The organism is Microbacterium sp. Root280D1 (assembly GCF_001428975.1).
In the GTDB taxonomy this organism is placed as follows: Bacteria; Actinomycetota; Actinomycetes; order Actinomycetales; family Microbacteriaceae; genus Microbacterium.
The window spans coordinates 402,762-422,803 of record NZ_LMJK01000001.1 but is presented as its reverse complement, the minus strand read 5'-3'; the positions used below and the strand labels follow the sequence as shown (position 1 = coordinate 422,803).

Genomic DNA, 20,042 nt, shown 5'->3' with positions numbered 1-20,042 from the left:
TGGGGGAGAGTGTGTCGGTCGCGCTCATGGTGCGCCTCAGCCGGCGATGGCGTCGGTGAGCTTGACGTATGCCGCGGGCCTGCGGGCTCTGATCCACGCGGCCTGGGCGTACCCGATGAGGGGGAAGACGATCACCAGCCCGAGCAGACTCCAGCTGACCGCGCCGAACACGGGCGCGCCTGTGGCATCCGCATCGCCGACCATGATCGGGAAGTAGACGACGATCATGACCACGGAGAGCACCAGGCCGATGAAACCGAGCACGGGGGCGATCACGGTGTTCCAGACCCTCCGGTCCTTGCGTGTCCTCGCGAAGTAGACGATGACCGCGATCGAGGTGACCGCCATCAGGAGGGCGATCGCCACGGTCGCGACCCCGGCGAACCAGGTGAACACCTGCAGCACCGGGTCGAGCTGCAGAACGGCGAACAGCGCGACGAGGACGATCGCGGTGATGCTCTGCACGAGCGAGGACACGTGCGGAGACATGTGCCGGGGGTGCACGGCGCCCACCCGGTCGGGCAGCACGCCGGCGCCTGACATGGAGTACTGGTAACGGGCGACGACGTTGTGGAACGACAGCACGCAGGCGAACATCGCGGTGATGAGGAGGATGTTCGTGATGATCTCGCCGGTGGCGCCGAGGTACGCCGACATCGTGCGGAGGATGAGCGTTCCCGGGTCGGCCGCGGCCTCCTCCAGGATGTTCGAGGGACCCCACGCCATGACGAGGCCCCATGAGGCGAGGGTGTAGAACACGCCGACGCCGATCACGGCCATATAGGTGGCGCGGGGGATCGTGCGGTCGGGATCGCGCGCCTCGCTGCGGAAGACGGCGGTCGCCTCGAACCCGATGAAGGCGGCGATGGCCATCATGAGGCCGACGCCCGGGGAACCGCTCGCGACGTTCTTCGGCTCGAACGGAGCCAGGCTCAGACCTTCGGGGCCGCCGGAGATCACGACCGCCGCTACGAGAAGGAGGACGATTCCGACCTCGGCGCAGAGCAGGACGCCGAGCACTTTGCTGGACAGATCGATGTGGCGATAGCCGAGGAACCCGACGAGCGCGACGACGGCGATCGAGTACAGCCACCATGGGAGCGTGATGCCGAACCCCTCGAAAGTGAAGCTCAGCACGTAGCCCATGTACCCGTACACGGACACCTGGATCGTCGTATACGTGAGCATCGCGATCCAGGCGGATGCGAGACCGGTCGAGCGTCCGAGGCCGTATCCGACGTAGGTGAAGAACGCCCCGGGGTTGGGGACGTGCTTGGCCATCGCGGAGACGCCGACGGCGAAGAGCACGAGAACGACGGCGCTGATCGCATACAGCGCCGGGAAGCCCGCCCCGTTGCCGAGCAGGATGCCGAGTGGGGCGGACCCGCCGATGACAGTCAGGGGCGAGGCGGCGGCGACCACCATGAAGACGATCGCGGTAGCACCGAGCGATCCCGACAGGACCTTCTTCGGGGAGGTCTCGGTGGCGCTGGGTTGAATCTGGACCATGTGCAAACCCTTCTGAGAGAAGCGGAGTGGAGCGGTTCCCCCACCCTGCCGCGGCAGGATTTCCCACCCGTCTCGCCGGAGTGACGTCTGCGTTCGCCGCGAACGGGACGCCGGAACTCCGGCCGTCTCATTCGGGTGACATCTGCGTGAAACATCGCAGACGCGCTCCGGCAACAGGCCGCTCGTAGCCTCCTCCCATCACGAGACAGGCGGAGGCCCCATGTCTGCACTGGAAGAGGCGATCGAGCGCCCGCAGACCGTGCGCTCGTTCGCCGCCCGCTCGCCGTTGCACGGACTGGACAGACACACCGTGGGTTTCGCCGACATCCTCGCGCAATCGGTCGCGGCCGTCGCCCCAGCCGCCGCCTCGGCGATGGCGGTGCTGCTGGTGGCGGACCTGGCGGGCGGCGCCACCGTGCTCGTGATGGCCCTCGCCATGATCATCACGTTCCTGGTCGCTCGGACGATCAACCAGTTCACTCGTCGGTTCGCCGCCAGCGGCTCCCTGTACACCTACGCGGCGCGCGGACTCGGCGCGGCGGGCGGACTCGCGACCGGTGCAGCGATCCTCGTCGGGTATGCCTTCATCTCGATCTTCGCTCTTCTGGGCGGCGCCCATTATGCGACCATGCTCGTGACCCGACTGTGGCCTCAGCTCGCCGCGACGCCGATCGCCCTGGGCGCTCTCGTCGTCGAAGCAGCGGTGCTCACGATCGTCCTCGTGCGCGGCATCCGCCTCTCATCCCGGGTCGCGCTCGTCGTCGAACTCATCTCCGTCGCGCTGATCCTGTCGCTGATGATCGTGCTCCTCGTGCACATCGGGCCGCTCCAACCGGCGGCGATCTTCTCGGCCGACGGCATCTCCGTGGCCGGCGTCGCCGGCGGTGCCGTTCTCGCGATCACGGCGTTCGTGGGGTTCGAGAGCTCCGCGACGCTCGGCGTCGAGGCCCGCTCGCCGCTGAAGAACATCCCTCGCGCCATCGTGTGGAGCGTCGGCGTCGCCGGAGTGTTCTACCTCATCGCCGCCTACACGCAGATCGCAGGAGCCGCCGCGATCGGGGGGACGGCATCGGTCGCGCTCCTCGACGATCTCGCGTCGCGTTTCGGCCTCTCCGCATGGGCCGCCGTGGCGGACGTCGGCATCGCCACCTCGGGTCTGGCCTGCGCGATCGCCTCGACGACCGCCCTCACCCGTATCGTGTTCGCGCTCGCCCGCGACGGTGTCCTCCCCGCCCGGCTCGGCCGCACGCACGGGCGCCACCGCACCCCGATCGGCGCGGTCGTCGTCGCGGTCCCGCCGATCGTCCTCGCACCGCTCGTGATCGTCGCGGCCGGCGTGTCACCGTGGGACGCGATGAAGGCCGTCCTGCTGATCTCGGCAGCGGGCTACATCGTCGCCTACGTGCTGGTCTGCATCGCCGCTCCCCTGTTCCTGCGCCGTATCGGGGAGGTCACCGTCGGTTCCATCATCGCCGCCGTCAGCGCGGCGGCGGCGCTTGCGGCATGCCTGACGGTCTATCTCGTCGCGGAGGCGGCCGCGGGAAACCCCGGGGTCTGGTTCGCCCTCGGCTTCGCCCTGATCGCCGCGGTACTGATCCGGTGGCGACGGCGCTCGCCTCTCGGCGAGGTCGGGCGCTACGACGAGCCGGTCGCCGCCCACGTTCTCGGCGGCGTGGCCCGCACCGGCGGCGGCAGCGCACACGGGGGCGAACCGGGGGACGCCGACGGATGACGGCTGGCGACGCGGTATCGATCACGGCCCGACAGCCCGCCGCCATCCACAGCGCACTGTCGATGCTGGAGGCCGTCGCTGCGATGGGTGCCGGCGTCACAGCGCGGCAGCTGGCCGACCGGCTCGGCATGCCGCGTGCGACCACCTATCGCCTGCTCAACCTGCTGGTGCAGGACGAGTACCTCGTCCGGACGCCGGATCTCACCGGATTCGCCCTGGGCACAAAGGTGGCGCTGCTGGCCGGCAGCATCGGCGTCGAACGCATCCCACGCGCCGCACGGGACGTGCTCGAGCGCACCAGGGCGAGCGCGCGGGGCGGCATCCACCTCGTGCTCTATCGTGACGACCGGGTCGTCGTCGCCGATGAGGACCCCGACTTTCCCCTCTCGAATCGGCAGGGCCTGCAGCAGGAGCCCACCCGCTACGCCCTCGGCCTGCTGCCCCTGGTCGTGCGCGGGGAGACCGTCGCCGGTGACCTGGTCTCCGAGCTCCGCTCGCAGGGGGTGATCCGCGCCCGCGACGGTCAGCGTGGCTGCCTGGTCGCGCCGATCACCGATGCCTCCGGCACGCTCGCCGGAGCGCTCTCCTACTCGGGCCCGCGCCGGCAGATCGACAGCTCCGACTCGATCGCGCTCTCCCTCATCGCGGCCGCACGGGAGCTCGGGCCGCTCCTGACGTAGACCCCGCTGTCCGCCCGGGCCGACGGCCACGGCATCCCCCGGTAGACTGGCCATGCCCCGCCGGCCCCTCATCTAGGAGTGCGCGTGACCACCGCCCCTGCACCTGCCCACAAGCACGTCCCCGACTCCGTCGAGAACGCCACCGCGACTCCGGAGAAGGAGCAGCCGTACGCAGCGCTGGGCCTCAAGGACGACGAGTACGCCCGCATCAAGGAGATCCTGGGCCGCCGCCCGACCTCCGGCGAGCTGGCGATGTACTCGGTCATGTGGTCGGAGCACTGCTCGTACAAGTCGTCGAAGAACTACCTGCGCCGCTTCGGTCAGAAGGTCTCCGACGAGATGCAGGAACGCCTCATGGTGGGCATGGGCCAGAACGCGGGCGTCATCGACGTCGGCGAGGGCTGGGCCGTCACCTTCAAGGCCGAGAGCCACAACCACCCCAGCTTCATCGAGCCGTTCCAGGGCGCCGCGACCGGCGTCGGCGGCATCGTCCGCGACATCATCTCGATGGGCGCACGTCCGGTCGCGGTCATGGACGCCCTCCGCTTCGGCGCGATCGACCACCCCGACACCGCTCGCGTCGTGCACGGCGTCACCAGCGGCATCAGCTTCTACGGCAACTGCCTGGGTCTGCCGAACATCGGCGGCGAGACGGTCTTCGACTCCGTCTATCAGGCCAACCCGCTCGTCAACGCGCTCGCGGTCGGCGTGCTCCGCCACGAGGACCTCAAGCTCGCCAATGCGACCGGCGTCGGCAACAAGGTCGTGCTGTTCGGCGCCCGCACGGGTGGCGACGGCATCGGCGGTGCCAGCATCCTGGCATCCGACTCGTTCGACAGCACCGGACCCACCAAGCGCCCCGCGGTGCAGGTGGGCGACCCGTTCGCCGAGAAGGTGCTCATCGAGTGCTGCCTCGAGCTCTACCGCGACGAGCTGGTCGAGGCGATCCAGGACCTCGGTGCTGCCGGCATCTCGTGCGCGACCAGCGAGCTCGCGGCCAACGGCAACAGCGGCATGAAGGTCTCGCTCGACAACGTGCTGCTGCGCGACCCGTCGCTCACGGCCGAGGAGATCCTCATGTCGGAGTCGCAGGAGCGCATGATGGCGATCGTCGCTCCCGAGAAGCTCGACGCGTTCCTCGCCGTCGTTCAGAAGTGGGATGTCGAGACGTCGGTCCTCGGTGAGGTCACCGGCGACGGCCGCCTCATCATCGACTGGCAGGGCGAGCGCATCGTCGACGTCGACCCCTCGACCGTCGCGGTCGACGGCCCGGTCTACGACCGCCCGGTCGTGTACCCCACGTGGATCGACGCACTGCAGGCGGATGCCGCTGAGAACCTTCCGCGGTCGAACGACCCCGAGGTGCTTCGCGAGCAGTTCCTCGACCTGGTCGCCTCGCCGAACCTCGCCGATACCCGCTGGATCACCAACCAGTACGACTACTACGTGCTCGGCAACACGGCCCTGTCGTTCCCCGATGACGCCGGCATGATCCGCGTCGACGAGGAGTCGGGACTCGGCTTCGCGATCTCGACCGACGCCAACGGACGCTACTGCCAGCTCGACCCGTACGCCGGTGCGCAGCTCGCACTCGCCGAGGCGTACCGCAACGTCGCCGTCACGGGTGCCGTTCCCACCGCGATCACCGACTGCCTGAACTTCGGCTCTCCCGAGAACCCCGAGGTCATGTGGCAGTTCGGGCAGACCGTCGACGGTCTCGCCGACGGATGCTACGAACTCGGCACCCCGGTCACCGGCGGCAACGTCTCGTTCTACAACCAGACCGGCGACGTGCCGATCCACCCGACCCCGCTCGTCGGTGTGCTCGGCATCATCGACGACGTCTCGCGCCGCATCCCCTCGGGATGGCAGGACGAGGGTCAGAACATCTACCTGCTCGGCACGACCTCGACCGAGCTCTCGGGTTCGGCGTGGGCCGAGACCGTGCACCAGCACCTCGGCGGACTGCCCCCGAAGGTCGACCTCGCGGGCGAGAAGCGCCTCGCGGGTCTGCTCGGAGCCGCCCGTGACGAGTGGCTGATCTCGTCGGCGCACGACGTGTCGGAGGGTGGCCTCGCGCAGGCCCTCGCCGAGGGCGTCTCGCGCTTCGGCGTCGGCGCACGCGTCTGGCTGAACGAGATCATCGAGCGCGACGGTGTGGATGCGGCATCCGCCCTCTTCTCGGAGTCGACGGGCCGCGTCATCGTGACCGTTCCGCGGGAAGACGACGTCAAGTTCCGCGGACTCTGCGAAGGCCGCGACTACCCGGTGATGCGCATCGGCGTGACCGACTCCGAGGGCGACAAGCTCGAGGTGCAGGACGTCTTCACCGTGCCGATCGCCGAGATCCGCGAGCGTTCGCAGGCCACCCTGCCCGCCGCCTTCGGCCCCACGGTCACCGAGCCGGTCAGCGCATGAGCGGCGACGGTCTGAGCGAGGACTACGGCGATCTCGGCGAGAAGCGCAATCGCCGCATGCGCATCGTCGCCTGGACCGTCATCATCGCCCTCATCCTGGGTGGCGGCGGCGCGACAGTCATCACGCTGATCCTGGGCTGAATCGAGTTCTTCTCGGGTCTCTTTCCGACGCTGGTTCGGGGTGCCCGGCGGCACTCCGGCGACCCCGGCCCCCGTGGCGGCGTGTCGGCGACCGGGTCCGAACCGACGCCCGGCGGGCCTCGCGGCATCCTCTTCTGCACCGGCATCCGTCATCCGGGTTTCTTCACACTCCCCGGAGCTCGGCCTCGCAGTGTAGGTACCCCCGCGAAGGATCCGAGGCATCACAGATCCATTGGGGGATGCCATGACCGAAGCCAAGCTCGACCTGATCGCCAAACTGCTCGCCAAGGCCGAGAGCACGACGCCCGAAGAGGCCGAGGCTCTGACCGAGCACGCCGAGCGCCTGATCGTGAAGTACGGGATCGAGCAGGCGCAGATCGACGAAAGACGGGGGCTCCTGGGGCAGACGCGCGAGCAGATCGTCACCGAGAGGATGCTGTTCCGCGGCGTCTACGCGAAGGACCTTCGTGAGATAGGCATCGGCGTGGCCTACGGGCTGGGTGCGGTGCGCCCGATCCTGGCGGAGTACCCGCCGATCGCCGGCCTGCTGCTGGTCGGGCACTCGTCGGATGTGACGCAGGTGCAGACGCTGACCGCCAGTCTGCAGGTGCAGGCCACGGTCGCGATGCGCGCGTGGTGGATCGCGCATCGCGATCTGTATGCCGGCCATCGCGAAGGGGTGAGACGTCGAGCGCGCAGCGGCTTCCTCCGGGGGTTCGCCGCGGGTGCCATGAACCGGATCGAGCAGAGTCGCCGCGCTGCGGTCGAAGAGAGCGGCTCGGGGACCGAGCTCGTTCTCACCTCGCGCCGGAGCCGAGTGAACGAGGCGGTCGACGAGATGGCGACGACGCACGCCCGGCGACGCCGCGGCGCGGATCCCGGCTCCTTCGCGCACGGCCACCGTTCGGGCCTGGAGGCTCAGACCGGCGGCGGCAGAGCGGTCTCGGCGCGATGACCACGCACGCGCCCGCTGCCGCTATCGCGAGAAGAGGAAGCGCGTCAGCCGAACGATCGCGTCGGTGTCGTGCTCGTCTCGAACGAGGGACTCGACGATGATCGCCCCGAGGATCGCCCGTCCCAGCTGCTCGACCGGTGCGTCCGGGGCGAGCTGCCCGTCGCGGATGCCGCCGCGGATGCGCTCGGCGAGGTACTTCTCGACGCCGAGGCTCTCACCGAGGTGCGCGCCGACTCCGGCGTCCTCGGTGGCAGCCGCCACGAGCGAGCGGAGAAGTGCCCCTCCCTCCGGCGCTTCGAGGATGGACAGCACGCTGCGCAGCCAGGTCTCGACATCGTCGGCGAGGTCTCCCGTGTCGGGAACCACGAAGTCGACGGGGATCAGGCGGCCCTCGACGAGGCATTCGCCGATGAGGGCTCCGCGCGACGGCCACCACCGATAGATGGTCTGCTTGCCGACGCCGGCCTCTTTCGCGATCCCCTCGATCGTGAGACGGTCGTACCCCTGGTTATGGAAGAGGCGTGCGGTGGCGTCGAGGATCGCTTCGCGGGCAGCCGTGCTGCGCACGGGTCCGCTCCGATGCTCGTTCACCACACGTTCAGGATAACCACAGAACACTAGACGAGACGCCCCGTATGATCTATCCGTCTGAAGGAGATCGTTTTGGCTTCACTGCTGTTCCGCCTGGGTTCGTTCGCTGCACGCAAGGCGTGGACGGTGATTGTCTCGTGGGTCATCATCCTCGGCCTGGGTGTCGGCGCGTTCCTCACGCTCGGCGGCACGCTGAGCAACAGCTTCGACATCCCGGGCACCGCCTCCGGCGCTGTGACCGACCAGCTCGCCGAGAAGCTGCCCGACACCGCCGGGGGCACGGGCACGGTGGTCTATCAGACGACCGACGGCTCGGCTTTCACGGAGCAGCAGAAGCAGGAGATCTCCGCGCTCGCGAAGAGCGCCGAAGACCTCGACGGCGTGGCATCCGTGATCGACCCGTTCGACGCGCAGCAGCAGCAGGCCGTGCAGGCGCAGGGTCTCGCCGACGGCAAGGACCAGATCGAGGGTGGCCGGGCGCAGCTCGACGCCGGTCAGACGCAGCTCGACGAGGGTCGCACGCAGCTCGAGGCCGGTCTCGACCAGCTGACCACGGCTCGGTCGCAGGCAGAAGCGGGCGGCGCTCCGGCCCAGCAGCTCGCAGCACTGGATGCGCAGATCGAGGCTCTGAACGCGCAGGCAGCCCAGCTCGATGCGCAGCAGAAGACCATCGACGACTCGCGCGCCGAACTCGATGCGAACGCCGAGAAGGTCGACCTCGGTTCCACGCTCCTCGACCTCACGAACGGCATCGGCGTCGTCTCGGAGGATGGCTCGACGGCCATCGTCAACGTCTCGTTCGAAGACCCCCGTCTCGAACTCTCCGAAGAGGTCAAGCAGGGCACGATCGAGCACTTCGAGTCCTCGCCGATCGAGGGCGTCGAGGTCGACTTCGGCACCGACATCGCGCAGGGCGTGCCCGAGATCTTCGGCGTCGGCGAAGCGATCGGACTCGCATTCGCCGCCGTCGTGCTGATCGTCATGCTCGGCACACTCATCGGTGCAGCACTGCCGATCGTGACGGCCGTCGTCGGCGTGGGCGTCGGCGTGACCGCATCTCTCGCCTTCTCGGGCGTCGTCGACATGGCATCCGTCACCCCCGTGCTCGGCGTCATGCTCGGTCTCGCCGTCGGCATCGACTACTCGCTCTTCATCGTGAACCGGCACCGCAAGCAGCTGCTCAATGGTGTTCCGGTTCGCGAATCCATCGGCCTCGCCACCGGCACCTCGGGAACGGCCGTGGTGTTCGCCGGCACCACGGTGATCGTCGCGCTGCTGGCCCTCAACGTCACCGGCGTTCCGTTCCTCGGACTCATGGGCACGGTCGGCGCGGTCTGCGTCGGCGTCGCCGTGCTCGTCGCCATCACCCTCGCCCCCGCGATCCTCGGTCTCGTCGGAACACGACTGCTCAGCGGCAAGGCTCGCTCCACGATCGGCCAGCCGCACGCCGCGGGCAAGCCCGTGAAGCGGATGTCCACGCTCCGCGCGATCGTCACCGTGCTCGTCAGCGTGATCGCACTGCTGATCGTCGCGATCCCGTCGATGTCGATGCGCCTCGGACTGCCCGACGGCGCGAGCGAACCATCGGATTCGACCAGCTACCGCGCCTTCCACATCGTCGACGAGCAGTTCGGCGAAGGGGCGAACGGTCCGCTGCTCGTCACAGCCACCCTCGACGACGCGGTGAGCGACGACGACCTGCTCGCCACGCAGGTCGAGATCGCCCAGAAGATCGCCGACCAGGACGACGTCGTGGGTGTCGCCCCGATCGCGAACTCCGACGACAACACCCTGCTCGCGTTCCAGGTGCTCCCCGCCGAAGGCCCGAACAGCGCATCGACCGAGAAGCTCGTGCAGGACATCCGCGCCCTGCCGCAGCTCGACGGCGGCATCACCCTCGGCGTCGCCGGGCAGGCCGCGACCAACATCGACATCTCCGAGGCGCTGGCCGCCGTCCTGCCGCTCTACCTCGTGGTCGTGGTCGGGCTCTCGCTGCTCATCATGATCGTCGTGTTCCGCTCGCTGCTCGTGCCGATCATCGCCACCGGTGGCTTCGTGCTCTCGCTGTTCGCGACCTACGGCCTGATCGTCGCCGTGTTCCAGTGGGGCTGGGGCGCCGACCTCATCGGCCTGGACAGCCCGGGGCCCATCCTCAGCTTCCTGCCCGTGATCCTCGTCGGCATCCTGTTCGGGTTGGCGATGGACTACCAGCTCTTCCTCGCCTCGGGGATGCGCGAGGCGTACGTGCACGGAGCCTCGGCACGGGATGCCGTCGCCCAGGGCTTCCGGGCCGGACGTTCGGTCGTCGTCGCCGCGGCGCTCATCATGGTGTCGGTCTTCGGCGGGTTCATCTTCTCGGAGTCGACCATCATCCGCTCGATCGGCTTCGGCCTGGCGTTCGGTGTGCTGCTCGACGCCTTCGTCGTCCGGATGCTGCTCATGCCGGCGCTCATGCACCTGCTCGGCCGGTCGGCCTGGTGGCTGCCGCGGTGGCTCGATCGCATCCTTCCGAACGTCGACATGGAGGGTGCAGCGCTCGAGCGCGAGCACCCGGGAGTCAGGACCGACACGGTGCAGGTCGTGGCGAGCTCGGAGACGCCTGAGGCGCGCTGACGTCGCGGCGGTGACTGTCGCTCGTACTGCCGCTCGGCGTCCCTGCGAAGGAGATCTCGCACAACGAAGGAGTCCATCCGAGGAATGCTCCTTCTGTGCGTGAGATCTCCTTCGGTATGTGAGATCCCTTCGGTATGTGAGATCCCTTCGGTATGTGAGATCTCCTTCGGTGCGTGAGATCCCTTCGGCGCGTGAGATCTCCTTCCGCTGACGTCGCGGCAGTGACTGCCGCTCGGCGTCCCTGCGAAGGAGATCTCGCACAACGAAGGAGCCCATCCGAGGAATGCTCCTTCGATGCGTGAGATCTCCTTCGGTACGTGAGATCCCCTGAGGGCGATTCAGCCGCCATTCGTGACCCAGCCCGCCGTCTGCATCACCTCACCCGGATGCCCGGGTGGGTCCCCGGGACGCGTGGGTCAGGCGACCATCCCGCGCCAGATCGCCTCGACCGCAGCCCGCAGGCGAGCGGCCACCGCAGGGTCGTCCATCCGGTCGCCGCGCACGACGATCTGGTAGCACGCGGTGCCGGCTATCGCATCGAAGCACGCCTCGACGTCGAGGTCGGCCCGCAGCTCGCCACGGGAGATTCCCGCGCGCAACGCGTTCAGGAGCGGCACTCGTCGCCGCGACACGTGCGACTGCCAGTACGCCTTCTGCAGTGCGCGATCCGACATGACGAGTCGGATGCGCTGCCGGAATCGTTCCTCCGCATAGCCGGATGCCGCGACAGACAGCGCCACACCGGTGTCACCGAGACCGAACCCGTCGAACAGCGCCTCGCGCAGGTCGACATGGTCCGGGTATTCGGGCGGAATGGTGCGTCCGACGTCGAGCGCCGCCGCGATCAGCGTCGTGAGCGACGGCCACCGCCGATACAGGGCAGCGCGACTGACTCCGCTCCGCGCGACGACGCGGCTGACGGTGACGTCCTCGCCCGCATCGATGATCTCGAGCGTCGCGGCGACGATCTGCCCGTCCATGTCCTCATCGCGCGGACGGCCGGGGCGGCGGCGGACCGCAGCCCCGGCATCCGACGCGCCCGCAGACTTCGAGCCCACAGACTTCGCGCCCGCAGACGTCGAGCCCGCAGTTCCGACGGCGACCGGAGCGGCACCGACAGCGTCACCCGCGCTCGCGACGCGAGCCTCCAGCTCCACGGTCGTCACGCGGCGAGCGCCCGCTCACGGAGCCGCGCGACAGTCGCATCCGACAGTCCCGCCGCTCGCAGCGGAGCGAGTGCATCGCCGTGTTGCGTGCGGAGGGTGTCGAGCAGGGTGCGCATCGACACCTCCATCGAACCCTCCAGCAGCGACGACGTCGCACCGGCGGCATCCGCGTCGAAGCCGAGCGCCTTCCACATCGCGCCCATCACGGGTGCGGTGCGCTGCATGATCGCGACCATGTTGCCGCCGGTGAGGGCGTAGTCGGCGACGATGTCATCATCAGCCGCGCCGAGGGCGAGCAGCAGCATCGCCGCCACGACTCCGGTGCGGTCGCGCCCGGCCGCGCAGTGGAACGCCGCGGTTCCCGGTGTGTGGGCGATCACGTTCAGCGCGGTGACGAGCTGGGGAGCGGCGACCTCGACCATGCGCAGGTACATCCGGCCCATGGCGTCGTGGCTGAGCTCGGGAGCGTCGCGGTTCATCGACTCCCCGACATCCGCGATCAGCGGCAGGTGGTGGTACGCGACCGGGTAGTCGGCGAGCGGACCCCGCCCCGTGACCGAGACCTCGAGCGGCGAGCGCAGGTCGATGATCGCCGTGAGCCCTGCGGCTACGAGCTGCGACGCGATCTCGGTCGTGACGTAGGCGAGGTCATCCGTGCGGATCGCGAGACCCTCCCGCAGTACTCCCCCCTCGATCGGGATGCCGCCGAGGTCGCGCAGGTTCACGGGGGCGCTGAGCACCAGGTCGATGTCGGCGATGGTCATGTGATTCTCCTTCGGATGAGGGCGCTGCCCTGGTCGATCGCCGTGACGAGCACGATGATGCAGATGATGATGGCGCTGAGGTGGCCGTAGTCGTACATGCGCATGGCGGTGGTCAGCTCGAGGCCGATGCCACCGGCGCCGACGAGGCCGAGGATGGTCGCGCCGCGCACGTTGCCCTCGAACAGCAGCAGCGTGCAGGACGTGAGCAGCGGTGCGCTCTGCGGCCGAATTCCGAGAACATGGGTATTCCAACTCGCGAAGGTGACAGGCAATTACGAGACCGCCGTACTCGAAACGGAACGCTGAATGAACGGCTGGTGTCGGAGGTGCCGCCTAGAGTGTGCGGATGACGTCGGATGCCCGCTCACGCCTCGAGATGCTGCACGCCGAGGCGACGGCGCGCGTCGCATCGACGGCGGCGACCCTCGCCGAGCTGATGCACGATCGCGAAGGCTCGAACGACGACGACGAGCACGACCCCGAGGGCGTCACGCTCTCGTCCGAGTGGTCACGGCTGACCGGGCTCGCCGATGCGGCGGCATCCGAACTCCAGCAGGTCGACGACGCGATCGCACGACTGGATGCCGGCACCTACGGCGTCTGCGCGCACTGCGGCAGGCCGATTCCCGAGGCGCGACTCGAGGTGCGCCCGTTCGCCACGCACTGCGTCGCCTGCGCGGAGAAGCTCGGCCTCTGATCGGCGCCCCGGGGGCTCCATAACTCCGGAGATCCTGTGCACCCCCGCGAGGGCCGCCCGTCTTCTCGGCGCTTGCGAACGAACGTGGTCGCCTGCCAGTCCGGATCTCCGGAGTTGTGGAGCACACGCGCACGCAACCCCGGCCGCCCACGCCGCACAGCCCGAGAAGTAGGCTGAGGGCATCATGGACGAGTTCATCCAGGGCTTCTGGAACTTCGCGGGGCACTACTGGTGGCTCGTCTTCCCCATCATGGGCATGGCCGGCGGCGCCGCGAAGGCGTGGGAGCGCAACTCGAAGCGTCGCCACGAACGTCGCATCGAGACCCTGCGACTGAAGGCCGAGATCAAGACGGCTCAGCTCGAAGCCCGCACCGGAAGGGCGAGGCAGGCGGGACCGGCGTTCGTCGACACTCGTGCTTCCGTCGCACCGAACACCCTGCTCGAGCGGCTCTTCTCCGAGCACGACGAGATCACCGCGCGGTGGCTCGACTACGAGCTCGACGTCGCGAAGCTCATCGCCTTCCCCGCCATGAGCGACGGACGCCAGCCTCTGGTCGCGGCGTTCCTGCGGGCCAAGAGGACGGCGGATGCGCTGCGCCCGCTCTCCGCTGACGCAGCCGTGACGGAGCAGCAGGTGTCGGAGTACCTCGACGCCGTCGGCGCGTACGCCGTCGCATTCGAGATCGCCGAGAAGGATGCCCGGCGGCTGCGCGACTCGACCTTCACCGAACCCGAGCGCAAGCGCCTCGACCGCGCGCAGCAGCTGCTCAAGGTCGCCGTCGACGAGTCGGCCACCCAGGCCGAGCGCAACGTCGCCTACCGACGAGTGCGCGACGAGCTCGAGGGCCTGATCCTGCTCAGCGACGAGGCCGTGCAGGTGCTCGAGAAGCAGGTCGCGCGCGAGCTCCCCGCACATCCGTCAGCCCCGCGCGCGAACACGAACGACGATGGCGAGAATCCCCGATGATCACGAGATTCGAAGAGCTCGACTGGCAGGAGACCCCCATCGGCGAGCTGACGCTGCGTCGCCGCACCGAACCCGCTGTCGGCCAGGAGATCTACGAGGTCAAGCTCGGCGACGAATACCTGATGTCGAGCCTGTTCACGGTGGCGGAGGAGGAGCTCTCGAATCTCGGCCTGGCCGCTGTCGCCGGCGACGACCTCTCCGTGCTGGTCGGCGGCCTGGGGCTCGGATACACGGCGGTCGCGGCGCTGCGTGACGACCGTGTGGCGTCGCTCACCGTGGTCGACCGGCTCGGCGCGGTGATCGGATGGCACCGACGGAAGCTGCTGCCCGTGTCGGCGGAACTCGTCGACGACCCGCGCACGAGCCTGGTCGAGGACGACTTCTTCGCCGTGGTCCGCGCAGCGCCCCCGGAGGGTCACCGCGGCTACTCTGCGATCCTGCTCGATGTCGACCACTCGCCGCGCCACCAGCTCGACCCCACGCACGCCGACCTCTATACCGCGGCCGGCCTGCACGCCCTCGACCGGCACCTCGCCTCCGGTGGCGTCTTCGCACTGTGGTCGGATGATCCGCCCGACGATGCCTTCATGGACGAGATGCGTGCCGTGTTCGACGACGCCGTCGCCCACGTGGTCGACTTCGCGAACGCGGTCACCGGTGGGACGTCGTCCAACACCGTGTACGTCGGGCGCAGCCGCGGCGCGGCGGAGCCGACGTCGTGACCCCGAAGACGGTGGTCCTCACCGGCGCATCCGACGGGATCGGTGCGGCATCGGCACGCCAGCTCGCGGCATCCGGCCACCGACTCATCCTCGTCGGACGATCGGTCGAGAAGACACGCGCTGTCGCCGCGGACACCGGGGCCGAGTGGTTCACCGCCGACTTCGCGCGACTCGACGACGTGCGCGAACTCGCGACGAAGATCGCGGATGCCGTGGGCGACGGCGGCATCGACGTGCTCGCGAACAACGCCGGCGGCATCTTCGGCGATCAGACCCCGACGGTCGACGGCTTCGAGAAGACGCTGCAGGTCAATCACCTGGCGCCGTTCCTGCTGACGAACCTGCTGCTGCCGCAGCTGCGCACCGGTCGCGCGGCGATCATCAACACCTCGAGCGTCGCGCACCGGCTGTTCGCCAAGCTCGACATCGACGACCTCGACAACCGCAAGGACTTCAGCGCGAACCGCGCCTACGGCGATGCGAAGCTCGCGAACGTGCTGTTCACGAAGAGCCTGCACACGAAGTTCCACGGCGAGGGACTCAGCTCGGTCGCCTTCCACCCCGGCACCGTGCAGACCAACTTCGCCTCGGACTCGAACACGCTCATGCGGTTCGTCTACCGCACCCCGCTCAAGCGACTGCTGCTCATCAGCAGCGAGAAGGGCGGCAGCACGCTCAGCTGGTTCGTCGAAGGCACCCCGGATGACACCTGGATCTCGGGCGAGTATTACGACGAGCGCGTTCTGACCCGGCGGGTGAACCCGATGATCGAGGATGCCGCACTGGCCGAGGCCCTGTGGCAGAAGAGCGCCGAACTCGTCGGGATCGACGCCGCCTGACCGCATCCTGATCGCCGGCCGTTCGCCCCGCTGTGTTGCGACCGGAACCACGAGCGGACGCAGCCGGACGGGTGGATCGACCCCCAGCAGGCAGGAGTATGCTGGCACACCGGGTCACATGACCCCTTCAGAGCGCGAGAGGCGGTGATGGCGATGTCCGGTGATAGTTGCGACGCCGCCTTCGTTGCGTCGCGTCTGACGGCATCCGTGCGTTGAGCTCCGGCTCCGCACCTGCACGTCCTGCTCCGCAGCCGTCGGCGGCGTCTTCCGCCCCCTGACGAATACTGCGCACGCCCCCTCTGACCCGGCGTGCGCCTGCGAGAACGGAGCCAGCCATGGCCCTCATCGACAACGGCGTGTACGTCCACGGACGTCGCGTGGAGACCCCGAAGAACCTCGACGAGACCTACCGGTCGCTCGATGCCCACGGCGGCATCGCCTGGATCGGCCTCTACCGCCCGAGCCCTCAGGAGGTCGCCTCGGTCGCGCGCGAGTTCGACCTGCATCCGCTCGCCGTCGAGGATGCCCTCTCGGGTCACCAGCGGTCGAAGGTCGAGCGCTACGGTGACACGCTCTTCGCCGTGCTGCGCCCCGCCCGTTATCGCGACGAGCAGGAGTCGATCGAGTTCGGCGAGCTGCACCTGTTCGTCGGCCCCGACTTCGTGGTGACCATCCGGCACGCCGAGTCGCCCGACCTCGTGGGCGTGCGTCGTCGCATGGAGGCGCACCCCGACCTGCTCGCGATGGGCCCCGAGGCCGTGTTCTACGCGATCCTCGACGAGGTCGTCGACGGCTATGAGCCCATCGTCACGGGCCTGCTGAACGACATCGACGAGATCGAGGACCAGCTCTTCGGCGACAGCGACGACGACGCCCTCTCGCGGCGCATCTACGAGCTCTCGCGCGAGGTCATCAACTTCCAGCGCGCGGTGCACCCCCTCGCCGGGATGCTGGAATGGTTGCGCCGCGGATCCGAGAAGTACCGCATCGATGAAGAGCTGCAGCGCTCACTCCGCGACGTGCTCGACCACGTCATCCGCGTGAATGAGCGGGTCGACTCGTTCCGCGCGATCCTCGAGAACGCCCTCACGGTGCAGTCGGCTCTCGTCGCACGCCGGCAGTCGGATGCGAGCCTCGCCCAGAACGACGAGATCAAGAAGATCTCGTCGTGGGCGGCGATCATCTTCGCGCCCACCCTCGTCGGCACGGTCTACGGCATGAACTTCGACGTCATGCCCGAGCTGCACTGGGCGCACGGTTATCCGATGGCGATCGGCGCGATGGCCGCCTTCGCGGTCGCCCTCTACGGGGTGTTCAAGTACAAGAAGTGGCTGTGACCCGCGGCGGGCTCAGCGGTCGTCGCCGCTGAGCCTGTCGAGCAGCTCGTCGAGATCGTCGAACTCCAGGACCTCGACGTCAGCGGCATCCCGGTCGCGCACCTCGATGTTCGCGACTTCGAGGTCGTCGTCGAGCTGCACCAGGATCCGCGAGTCCGGGAACTGCTTCGGCGCATCGAAGGCGATCAGCACGGCATCGGCGAACACCACCACCGAGGTGGCTTCGAGGTCGTCGCGCAGGTCGACCTGCTCGATCACCGGCTCGTCGTCGACGGCCTCGTCGATGTCGTCGGCGACCTCGTCGATCACCGCCCGCCACCGGGTCTCGGACACCGACAGGATGCGGGTGATCGCCGCGATCAGCGCGTCGTCGTCGAGGGTCTCCTCGTCGTCCTCCAGCTCGGGGTCGACGTTGACGGTGACGACCGCGCCGGCGGCATCGATGGTGGCCCGCCCGTAGACGAGACCGTTCTCGGCGACCGGATCATCGAGCAGTCCGCTGTCGACGATGCGGGCGAGGAGAGTGTCGAGCAGTGGGGAGGACATGGCACCAGTCTTCCACTCTCGCCGCCGCTAGGCTCTAGGGCGTGCCGAATGCTGACTCCGCTGCCTCCGCCGCATCCGACCTCCGCCGCATCGCGGCTTCCCTCGCGGGAGCCGAGCCGCTGAACTGGGTCATCACCGGAGACTCCATCACGCACGGCCTGCTGCACACGCAGGGCGGGCGCAGCTACTCCGAACATCTGCACGAGCTGATCCGCGGCGAGCTCGGGCGTGTGCGCGACATCGTGATCAACACCGCGATCAGCGGCAACCGGATCATCGACATCCTCGACGACTGGGACCGCCGCGTCGCGTCATGGCGACCCGATCTCGTGACGCTGATGATCGGCACGAACGATGCCTCCGACGGCGGGCCCCGTGTCGTCATCGGAGCCGACGACTACGCCAGCTCACTGCGCGAGTTCGTCGCGCGGGTCAGGGCGCTGGGGGCCATCCCCGTGCTGCAGACCCCGCCGACCATCGACACGGCGAACGCGCCCGAACGCGCCCGGATCGCCGAGTTCGCGGATGCCGTGCGCACCGTCGCAGCATCCGAGGACGTGATCCTCGTCGACCAGCACGCGCGCTTCACCGAGCTGGGCAACGGCGGAGTTCCGTGGGGGCTGATGGGCGACCCGTTCCATCCGAACGCCGCCGGTCACGCCGCGCTGGCTCTCGAACTCGCGAACGCCCTCGACATCTGCCCGCAGCCCGAGGCCGATCGCACCCTGCCGCTGCTCGAGGCGCAGGTCGCGGTGGCGCGCCTGAACGGCTGATCGCGGCGGTCGCCCCGCCCGGGTGAGATCACCCCCCGCAGCGCCCCGAACCCCAATACGCTGAGCGCATTCGCAGACGACAGCGGGGGTGGCGACGTGTCTCATGTGGTGGCGACGGGCGCAGGCAAGGCCATGATGGAGCGTCGGAACGATCCGACGCACGACTACATCCTCGGGCTCACCCGCAAGGAGAGACCTCGAGTGCTGTTCGTCGGCACGGCGACGGGCGATGACGCGGCATACATCGTGAGCTTCTACGCGACGTACGACTCGGACCGCTGCGCACCGCATCATCTGCCCCTCTTCCACCGATCGATCGACGACGGCGACGACGAGGAGTCGCGAGTCGCGATCCGGTCGGCGACCAACGCCTCGTTCCGCTTCGACCAGATCGCGGCCCTGTACGAGCTGATCGCGCAGGCGCGCACCGCCTCGGTGTCGCCGCTCGACGGCATCCGTCGCCTGAACGAGATCGGGGCGATGCGTCCACGGCTGGGCTGGGTCACCCGCACGTTCGGGCATGCCGTGCTGACGACCGGCTTGGCGCTGCTGCTCGCCCCCACCTGGCAGGGCGCGATCGTCGCCTTCGTGCTGGGTGCGGGCATCGGGCTGCTCAAGCTCGTGCGCTCGCCCACCCTGCAGCTCGTGATGCCGATCGCCGCGGCGTTCGTGTGCGCCGCCGCGGTGTTCGTGTGCGCCGCCGCGGTGTTCCTGCTCGCCGAGGTCATCGAGATCGGCGATCCGATCCGGCTGCTCATCGCCCCGCTGGTCACCTTCCTGACCGGAGGCGTGCTGACGGCCGCGACCGTCGAGCTCGCGGCGGGGCAGATGATCTCGGGCGCCTCGCGTCTGATCTACGGCTTCGTGCAGCTCGCTCTGCTGGCATTCGGCATCCTGGCGGCAGGCACCGTCGTGGGTGTCGAATCGCGCTCCTACGAGCCGCTCGAAGCGGCATCCTTCCTACCGTGGTGGGTCGCGCTGATCGGCATCCTGGTGTTCGCGCTCGGCAACTATCTGCACTTCTCGGCCCCCACCTCGACATTCGGGTGGGTGCTGCTGGCGCTCGTCGTGGCGTACATCGGACAGTGGGTCGGCACCGCGCTGCTCGGCGCGACCCTGGGCGGATTCGTCGGGGCCGTGGCGATGGCACTCGTGGTGTTCTGGATCGCCTCGCTGCGCCGCGGCGTCCCGGCGCAGATCACGTTCCTTCCCGCGTTCTGGCTGCTCGTACCCGGTGCTGCAGGACTCGTCGGACTCACCGAGGCCGTCGCCACCGACAGCGGCCTCGCCGACTTCATGGCGGCGCTGCTGTCGATCATGTCGATCGCGCTCGGAGTGCTCATCGGCACCGCGCTGTATCGGTTGGTGCACCACGGGGCCGAGGAGATCGTGCAGTTCGCCGTCGCTCCGCCCACGGTGGTGTCCGAGGCGCCGCGGCGGTTCCTCGACCGGCTGCTGCCCTGGCGGCGCGCTCGCGACTGAGCCGCGCTCGCGACTGAGCCCGGCCGCGGATCGCTCGGCCATCCGGGCGGCAGCAGCCCGCGCAGCACGAAGCGCGACCGTCAACGCGGCCACCGGGCGGCTCCCGAGAAA

At 68.9% G+C, this 20,042-nt stretch carries 19 protein-coding genes; 13 read left to right on the top strand and 6 right to left on the bottom strand.

The features are described from left to right. Window positions 1-36: 36 nt before the first annotated feature. Window positions 37-1,509, bottom strand: a complete 1,473-nt coding sequence (locus tag ASE34_RS02165; protein WP_056275999.1) for an APC family permease — start codon at window positions 1,507-1,509, stop codon at window positions 37-39. 220 nt (window positions 1,510-1,729) lie between these two features. On the opposite strand from ASE34_RS02165, the gene ASE34_RS02160 reads away from it, so the two are divergent. The 5 genes from ASE34_RS02160 (at window position 1,730) to ASE34_RS02145 (ending at window position 7,434) form a co-directional block, all read left to right on the top strand. Next, window positions 1,730-3,241 carry an APC family permease gene (locus tag ASE34_RS02160; RefSeq protein WP_056275997.1) on the top strand — a complete coding sequence of 504 codons (1,512 nt, stop codon included), beginning with the start codon at window positions 1,730-1,732 and terminating at the stop codon, window positions 3,239-3,241. Continuing rightward, window positions 3,238-3,921, top strand: a complete 684-nt coding sequence (locus ASE34_RS02155) for a helix-turn-helix domain-containing protein (RefSeq protein WP_157538054.1) — start codon at window positions 3,238-3,240, stop codon at window positions 3,919-3,921. Before ASE34_RS02160 ends, ASE34_RS02155 begins: the two co-directional genes overlap by 4 nt. 84 nt (window positions 3,922-4,005) lie before the next feature. Beyond that, window positions 4,006-6,339, top strand: coding sequence for a phosphoribosylformylglycinamidine synthase subunit PurL (purL, locus tag ASE34_RS02150; RefSeq protein WP_056275994.1), 2,334 nt, complete (start codon window positions 4,006-4,008; stop codon window positions 6,337-6,339). After that, the gene (locus ASE34_RS17960) at window positions 6,336-6,479 is read left to right on the top strand and encodes a hypothetical protein (protein ID WP_171821968.1); all 144 of its coding nucleotides are present in this window, start codon (window positions 6,336-6,338) and stop codon (window positions 6,477-6,479) included. The genes purL and ASE34_RS17960 overlap by 4 nt, the downstream gene beginning before the upstream one ends. Window positions 6,480-6,723: 244 nt before the next feature. After that, the gene (locus ASE34_RS02145) at window positions 6,724-7,434 is read left to right on the top strand and encodes a DUF2786 domain-containing protein (protein WP_056275991.1); all 711 of its coding nucleotides are present in this window, start codon (window positions 6,724-6,726) and stop codon (window positions 7,432-7,434) included. Window positions 7,435-7,455: 21 nt separating this feature from the next. Here the strand turns inward: ASE34_RS02145 and ASE34_RS02140 are convergent, their stop codons facing one another. Further along, window positions 7,456-8,025: a TetR/AcrR family transcriptional regulator gene (locus ASE34_RS02140; RefSeq protein ID WP_232224515.1), complete on the bottom strand. Its 570-nt coding sequence runs from the start codon at window positions 8,023-8,025 to the stop codon at window positions 7,456-7,458. Between the two features lie 72 nt (window positions 8,026-8,097). On the opposite strand from ASE34_RS02140, the gene ASE34_RS02135 reads away from it, so the two are divergent. Further along, a complete protein-coding gene (locus tag ASE34_RS02135) occupies window positions 8,098-10,638 on the top strand; it encodes an MMPL family transporter (RefSeq protein ID WP_056275988.1) in 2,541 nt (846 codons plus the stop codon). A gap of 416 nt (window positions 10,639-11,054) precedes the next feature. On the opposite strand, the gene ASE34_RS02130 is transcribed toward ASE34_RS02135, so the two are convergent. Genes ASE34_RS02130 through ASE34_RS02120 form a run of 3 tightly spaced genes read right to left on the bottom strand, consistent with a single transcriptional unit; the run spans window position 11,055 to window position 12,840 of the window. After that, window positions 11,055-11,804, bottom strand: coding sequence for a TetR/AcrR family transcriptional regulator (locus ASE34_RS02130; protein WP_230101077.1), 750 nt, complete (start codon window positions 11,802-11,804; stop codon window positions 11,055-11,057). Beyond that, window positions 11,801-12,568: a tyrosine-protein phosphatase gene (locus tag ASE34_RS02125; RefSeq protein ID WP_056275985.1), complete on the bottom strand. Its 768-nt coding sequence runs from the start codon at window positions 12,566-12,568 to the stop codon at window positions 11,801-11,803. Before ASE34_RS02125 ends, ASE34_RS02130 begins: the two co-directional genes overlap by 4 nt. Beyond that, the gene (locus ASE34_RS02120) at window positions 12,565-12,840 is read right to left on the bottom strand and encodes a PhnE/PtxC family ABC transporter permease (protein WP_056275983.1); all 276 of its coding nucleotides are present in this window, start codon (window positions 12,838-12,840) and stop codon (window positions 12,565-12,567) included. The genes ASE34_RS02125 and ASE34_RS02120 overlap by 4 nt, the downstream gene beginning before the upstream one ends. 74 nt (window positions 12,841-12,914) lie before the next feature. On the opposite strand from ASE34_RS02120, the gene ASE34_RS02115 reads away from it, so the two are divergent. From ASE34_RS02115 to ASE34_RS02095, 5 genes are all read left to right on the top strand, one after another. Then, the gene (locus ASE34_RS02115) at window positions 12,915-13,265 is read left to right on the top strand and encodes a TraR/DksA family transcriptional regulator (protein WP_056275980.1); all 351 of its coding nucleotides are present in this window, start codon (window positions 12,915-12,917) and stop codon (window positions 13,263-13,265) included. 184 nt (window positions 13,266-13,449) lie between these two features. Further along, entirely contained in the window at window positions 13,450-14,232 is a 783-nt protein-coding gene (locus ASE34_RS02110; RefSeq protein WP_056275977.1) for a hypothetical protein, read from the top strand. Then, window positions 14,229-14,954 (top strand): hypothetical protein, encoded by a 726-nt coding sequence (locus ASE34_RS02105; RefSeq protein WP_056275974.1) that lies wholly within the window; start codon window positions 14,229-14,231, stop codon window positions 14,952-14,954. The genes ASE34_RS02110 and ASE34_RS02105 overlap by 4 nt, the downstream gene beginning before the upstream one ends. Next, entirely contained in the window at window positions 14,951-15,793 is an 843-nt protein-coding gene (locus ASE34_RS02100; RefSeq protein WP_056275971.1) for an SDR family NAD(P)-dependent oxidoreductase, read from the top strand. Before ASE34_RS02105 ends, ASE34_RS02100 begins: the two co-directional genes overlap by 4 nt. 335 nt (window positions 15,794-16,128) lie before the next feature. Further along, complete coding sequence (locus ASE34_RS02095; protein ID WP_053098377.1) at window positions 16,129-17,130, top strand: magnesium and cobalt transport protein CorA; 1,002 nt, start codon at window positions 16,129-16,131, stop codon at window positions 17,128-17,130. Between the two features lie 12 nt (window positions 17,131-17,142). Here ASE34_RS02095 and ASE34_RS02090 read toward each other — a convergent pair whose 3' ends face one another. Continuing rightward, complete coding sequence (locus tag ASE34_RS02090; protein ID WP_053098376.1) at window positions 17,143-17,676, bottom strand: hypothetical protein; 534 nt, start codon at window positions 17,674-17,676, stop codon at window positions 17,143-17,145. Window positions 17,677-17,717: 41 nt separating this feature from the next. On the opposite strand from ASE34_RS02090, the gene ASE34_RS02085 reads away from it, so the two are divergent. Continuing rightward, entirely contained in the window at window positions 17,718-18,449 is a 732-nt protein-coding gene (locus ASE34_RS02085) for an SGNH/GDSL hydrolase family protein (RefSeq protein WP_056275968.1), read from the top strand. Window positions 18,450-18,545: 96 nt separating this feature from the next. Continuing rightward, window positions 18,546-19,931 carry a threonine/serine exporter family protein gene (locus tag ASE34_RS02080; protein ID WP_082586471.1) on the top strand — a complete coding sequence of 462 codons (1,386 nt, stop codon included), beginning with the start codon at window positions 18,546-18,548 and terminating at the stop codon, window positions 19,929-19,931. Window positions 19,932-20,042 lie beyond the last annotated feature (111 nt).

Coding starts and splice junctions, on each gene's coding strand:
- ASE34_RS02165 (WP_056275999.1), bottom strand. CDS start 1,509: ATGGTCCAGATTCAACCCAGCGCCACCGAGACCTCCCCGAAGAAGGTC.
- ASE34_RS02160 (WP_056275997.1), top strand. CDS start 1,730: ATGTCTGCACTGGAAGAGGCGATCGAGCGCCCGCAGACCGTGCGCTCG.
- ASE34_RS02155 (WP_157538054.1), top strand. CDS start 3,238: ATGACGGCTGGCGACGCGGTATCGATCACGGCCCGACAGCCCGCCGCC.
- ASE34_RS17960 (WP_171821968.1), top strand. CDS start 6,336: ATGAGCGGCGACGGTCTGAGCGAGGACTACGGCGATCTCGGCGAGAAG.
- ASE34_RS02145 (WP_056275991.1), top strand. CDS start 6,724: ATGACCGAAGCCAAGCTCGACCTGATCGCCAAACTGCTCGCCAAGGCC.
- ASE34_RS02125 (WP_056275985.1), bottom strand. CDS start 12,568: ATGACCATCGCCGACATCGACCTGGTGCTCAGCGCCCCCGTGAACCTG.
- ASE34_RS02115 (WP_056275980.1), top strand. CDS start 12,915: ATGACGTCGGATGCCCGCTCACGCCTCGAGATGCTGCACGCCGAGGCG.
- ASE34_RS02110 (WP_056275977.1), top strand. CDS start 13,450: ATGGACGAGTTCATCCAGGGCTTCTGGAACTTCGCGGGGCACTACTGG.
- ASE34_RS02105 (WP_056275974.1), top strand. CDS start 14,229: ATGATCACGAGATTCGAAGAGCTCGACTGGCAGGAGACCCCCATCGGC.
- ASE34_RS02095 (WP_053098377.1), top strand. CDS start 16,129: ATGGCCCTCATCGACAACGGCGTGTACGTCCACGGACGTCGCGTGGAG.
- ASE34_RS02090 (WP_053098376.1), bottom strand. CDS start 17,676: ATGTCCTCCCCACTGCTCGACACTCTCCTCGCCCGCATCGTCGACAGC.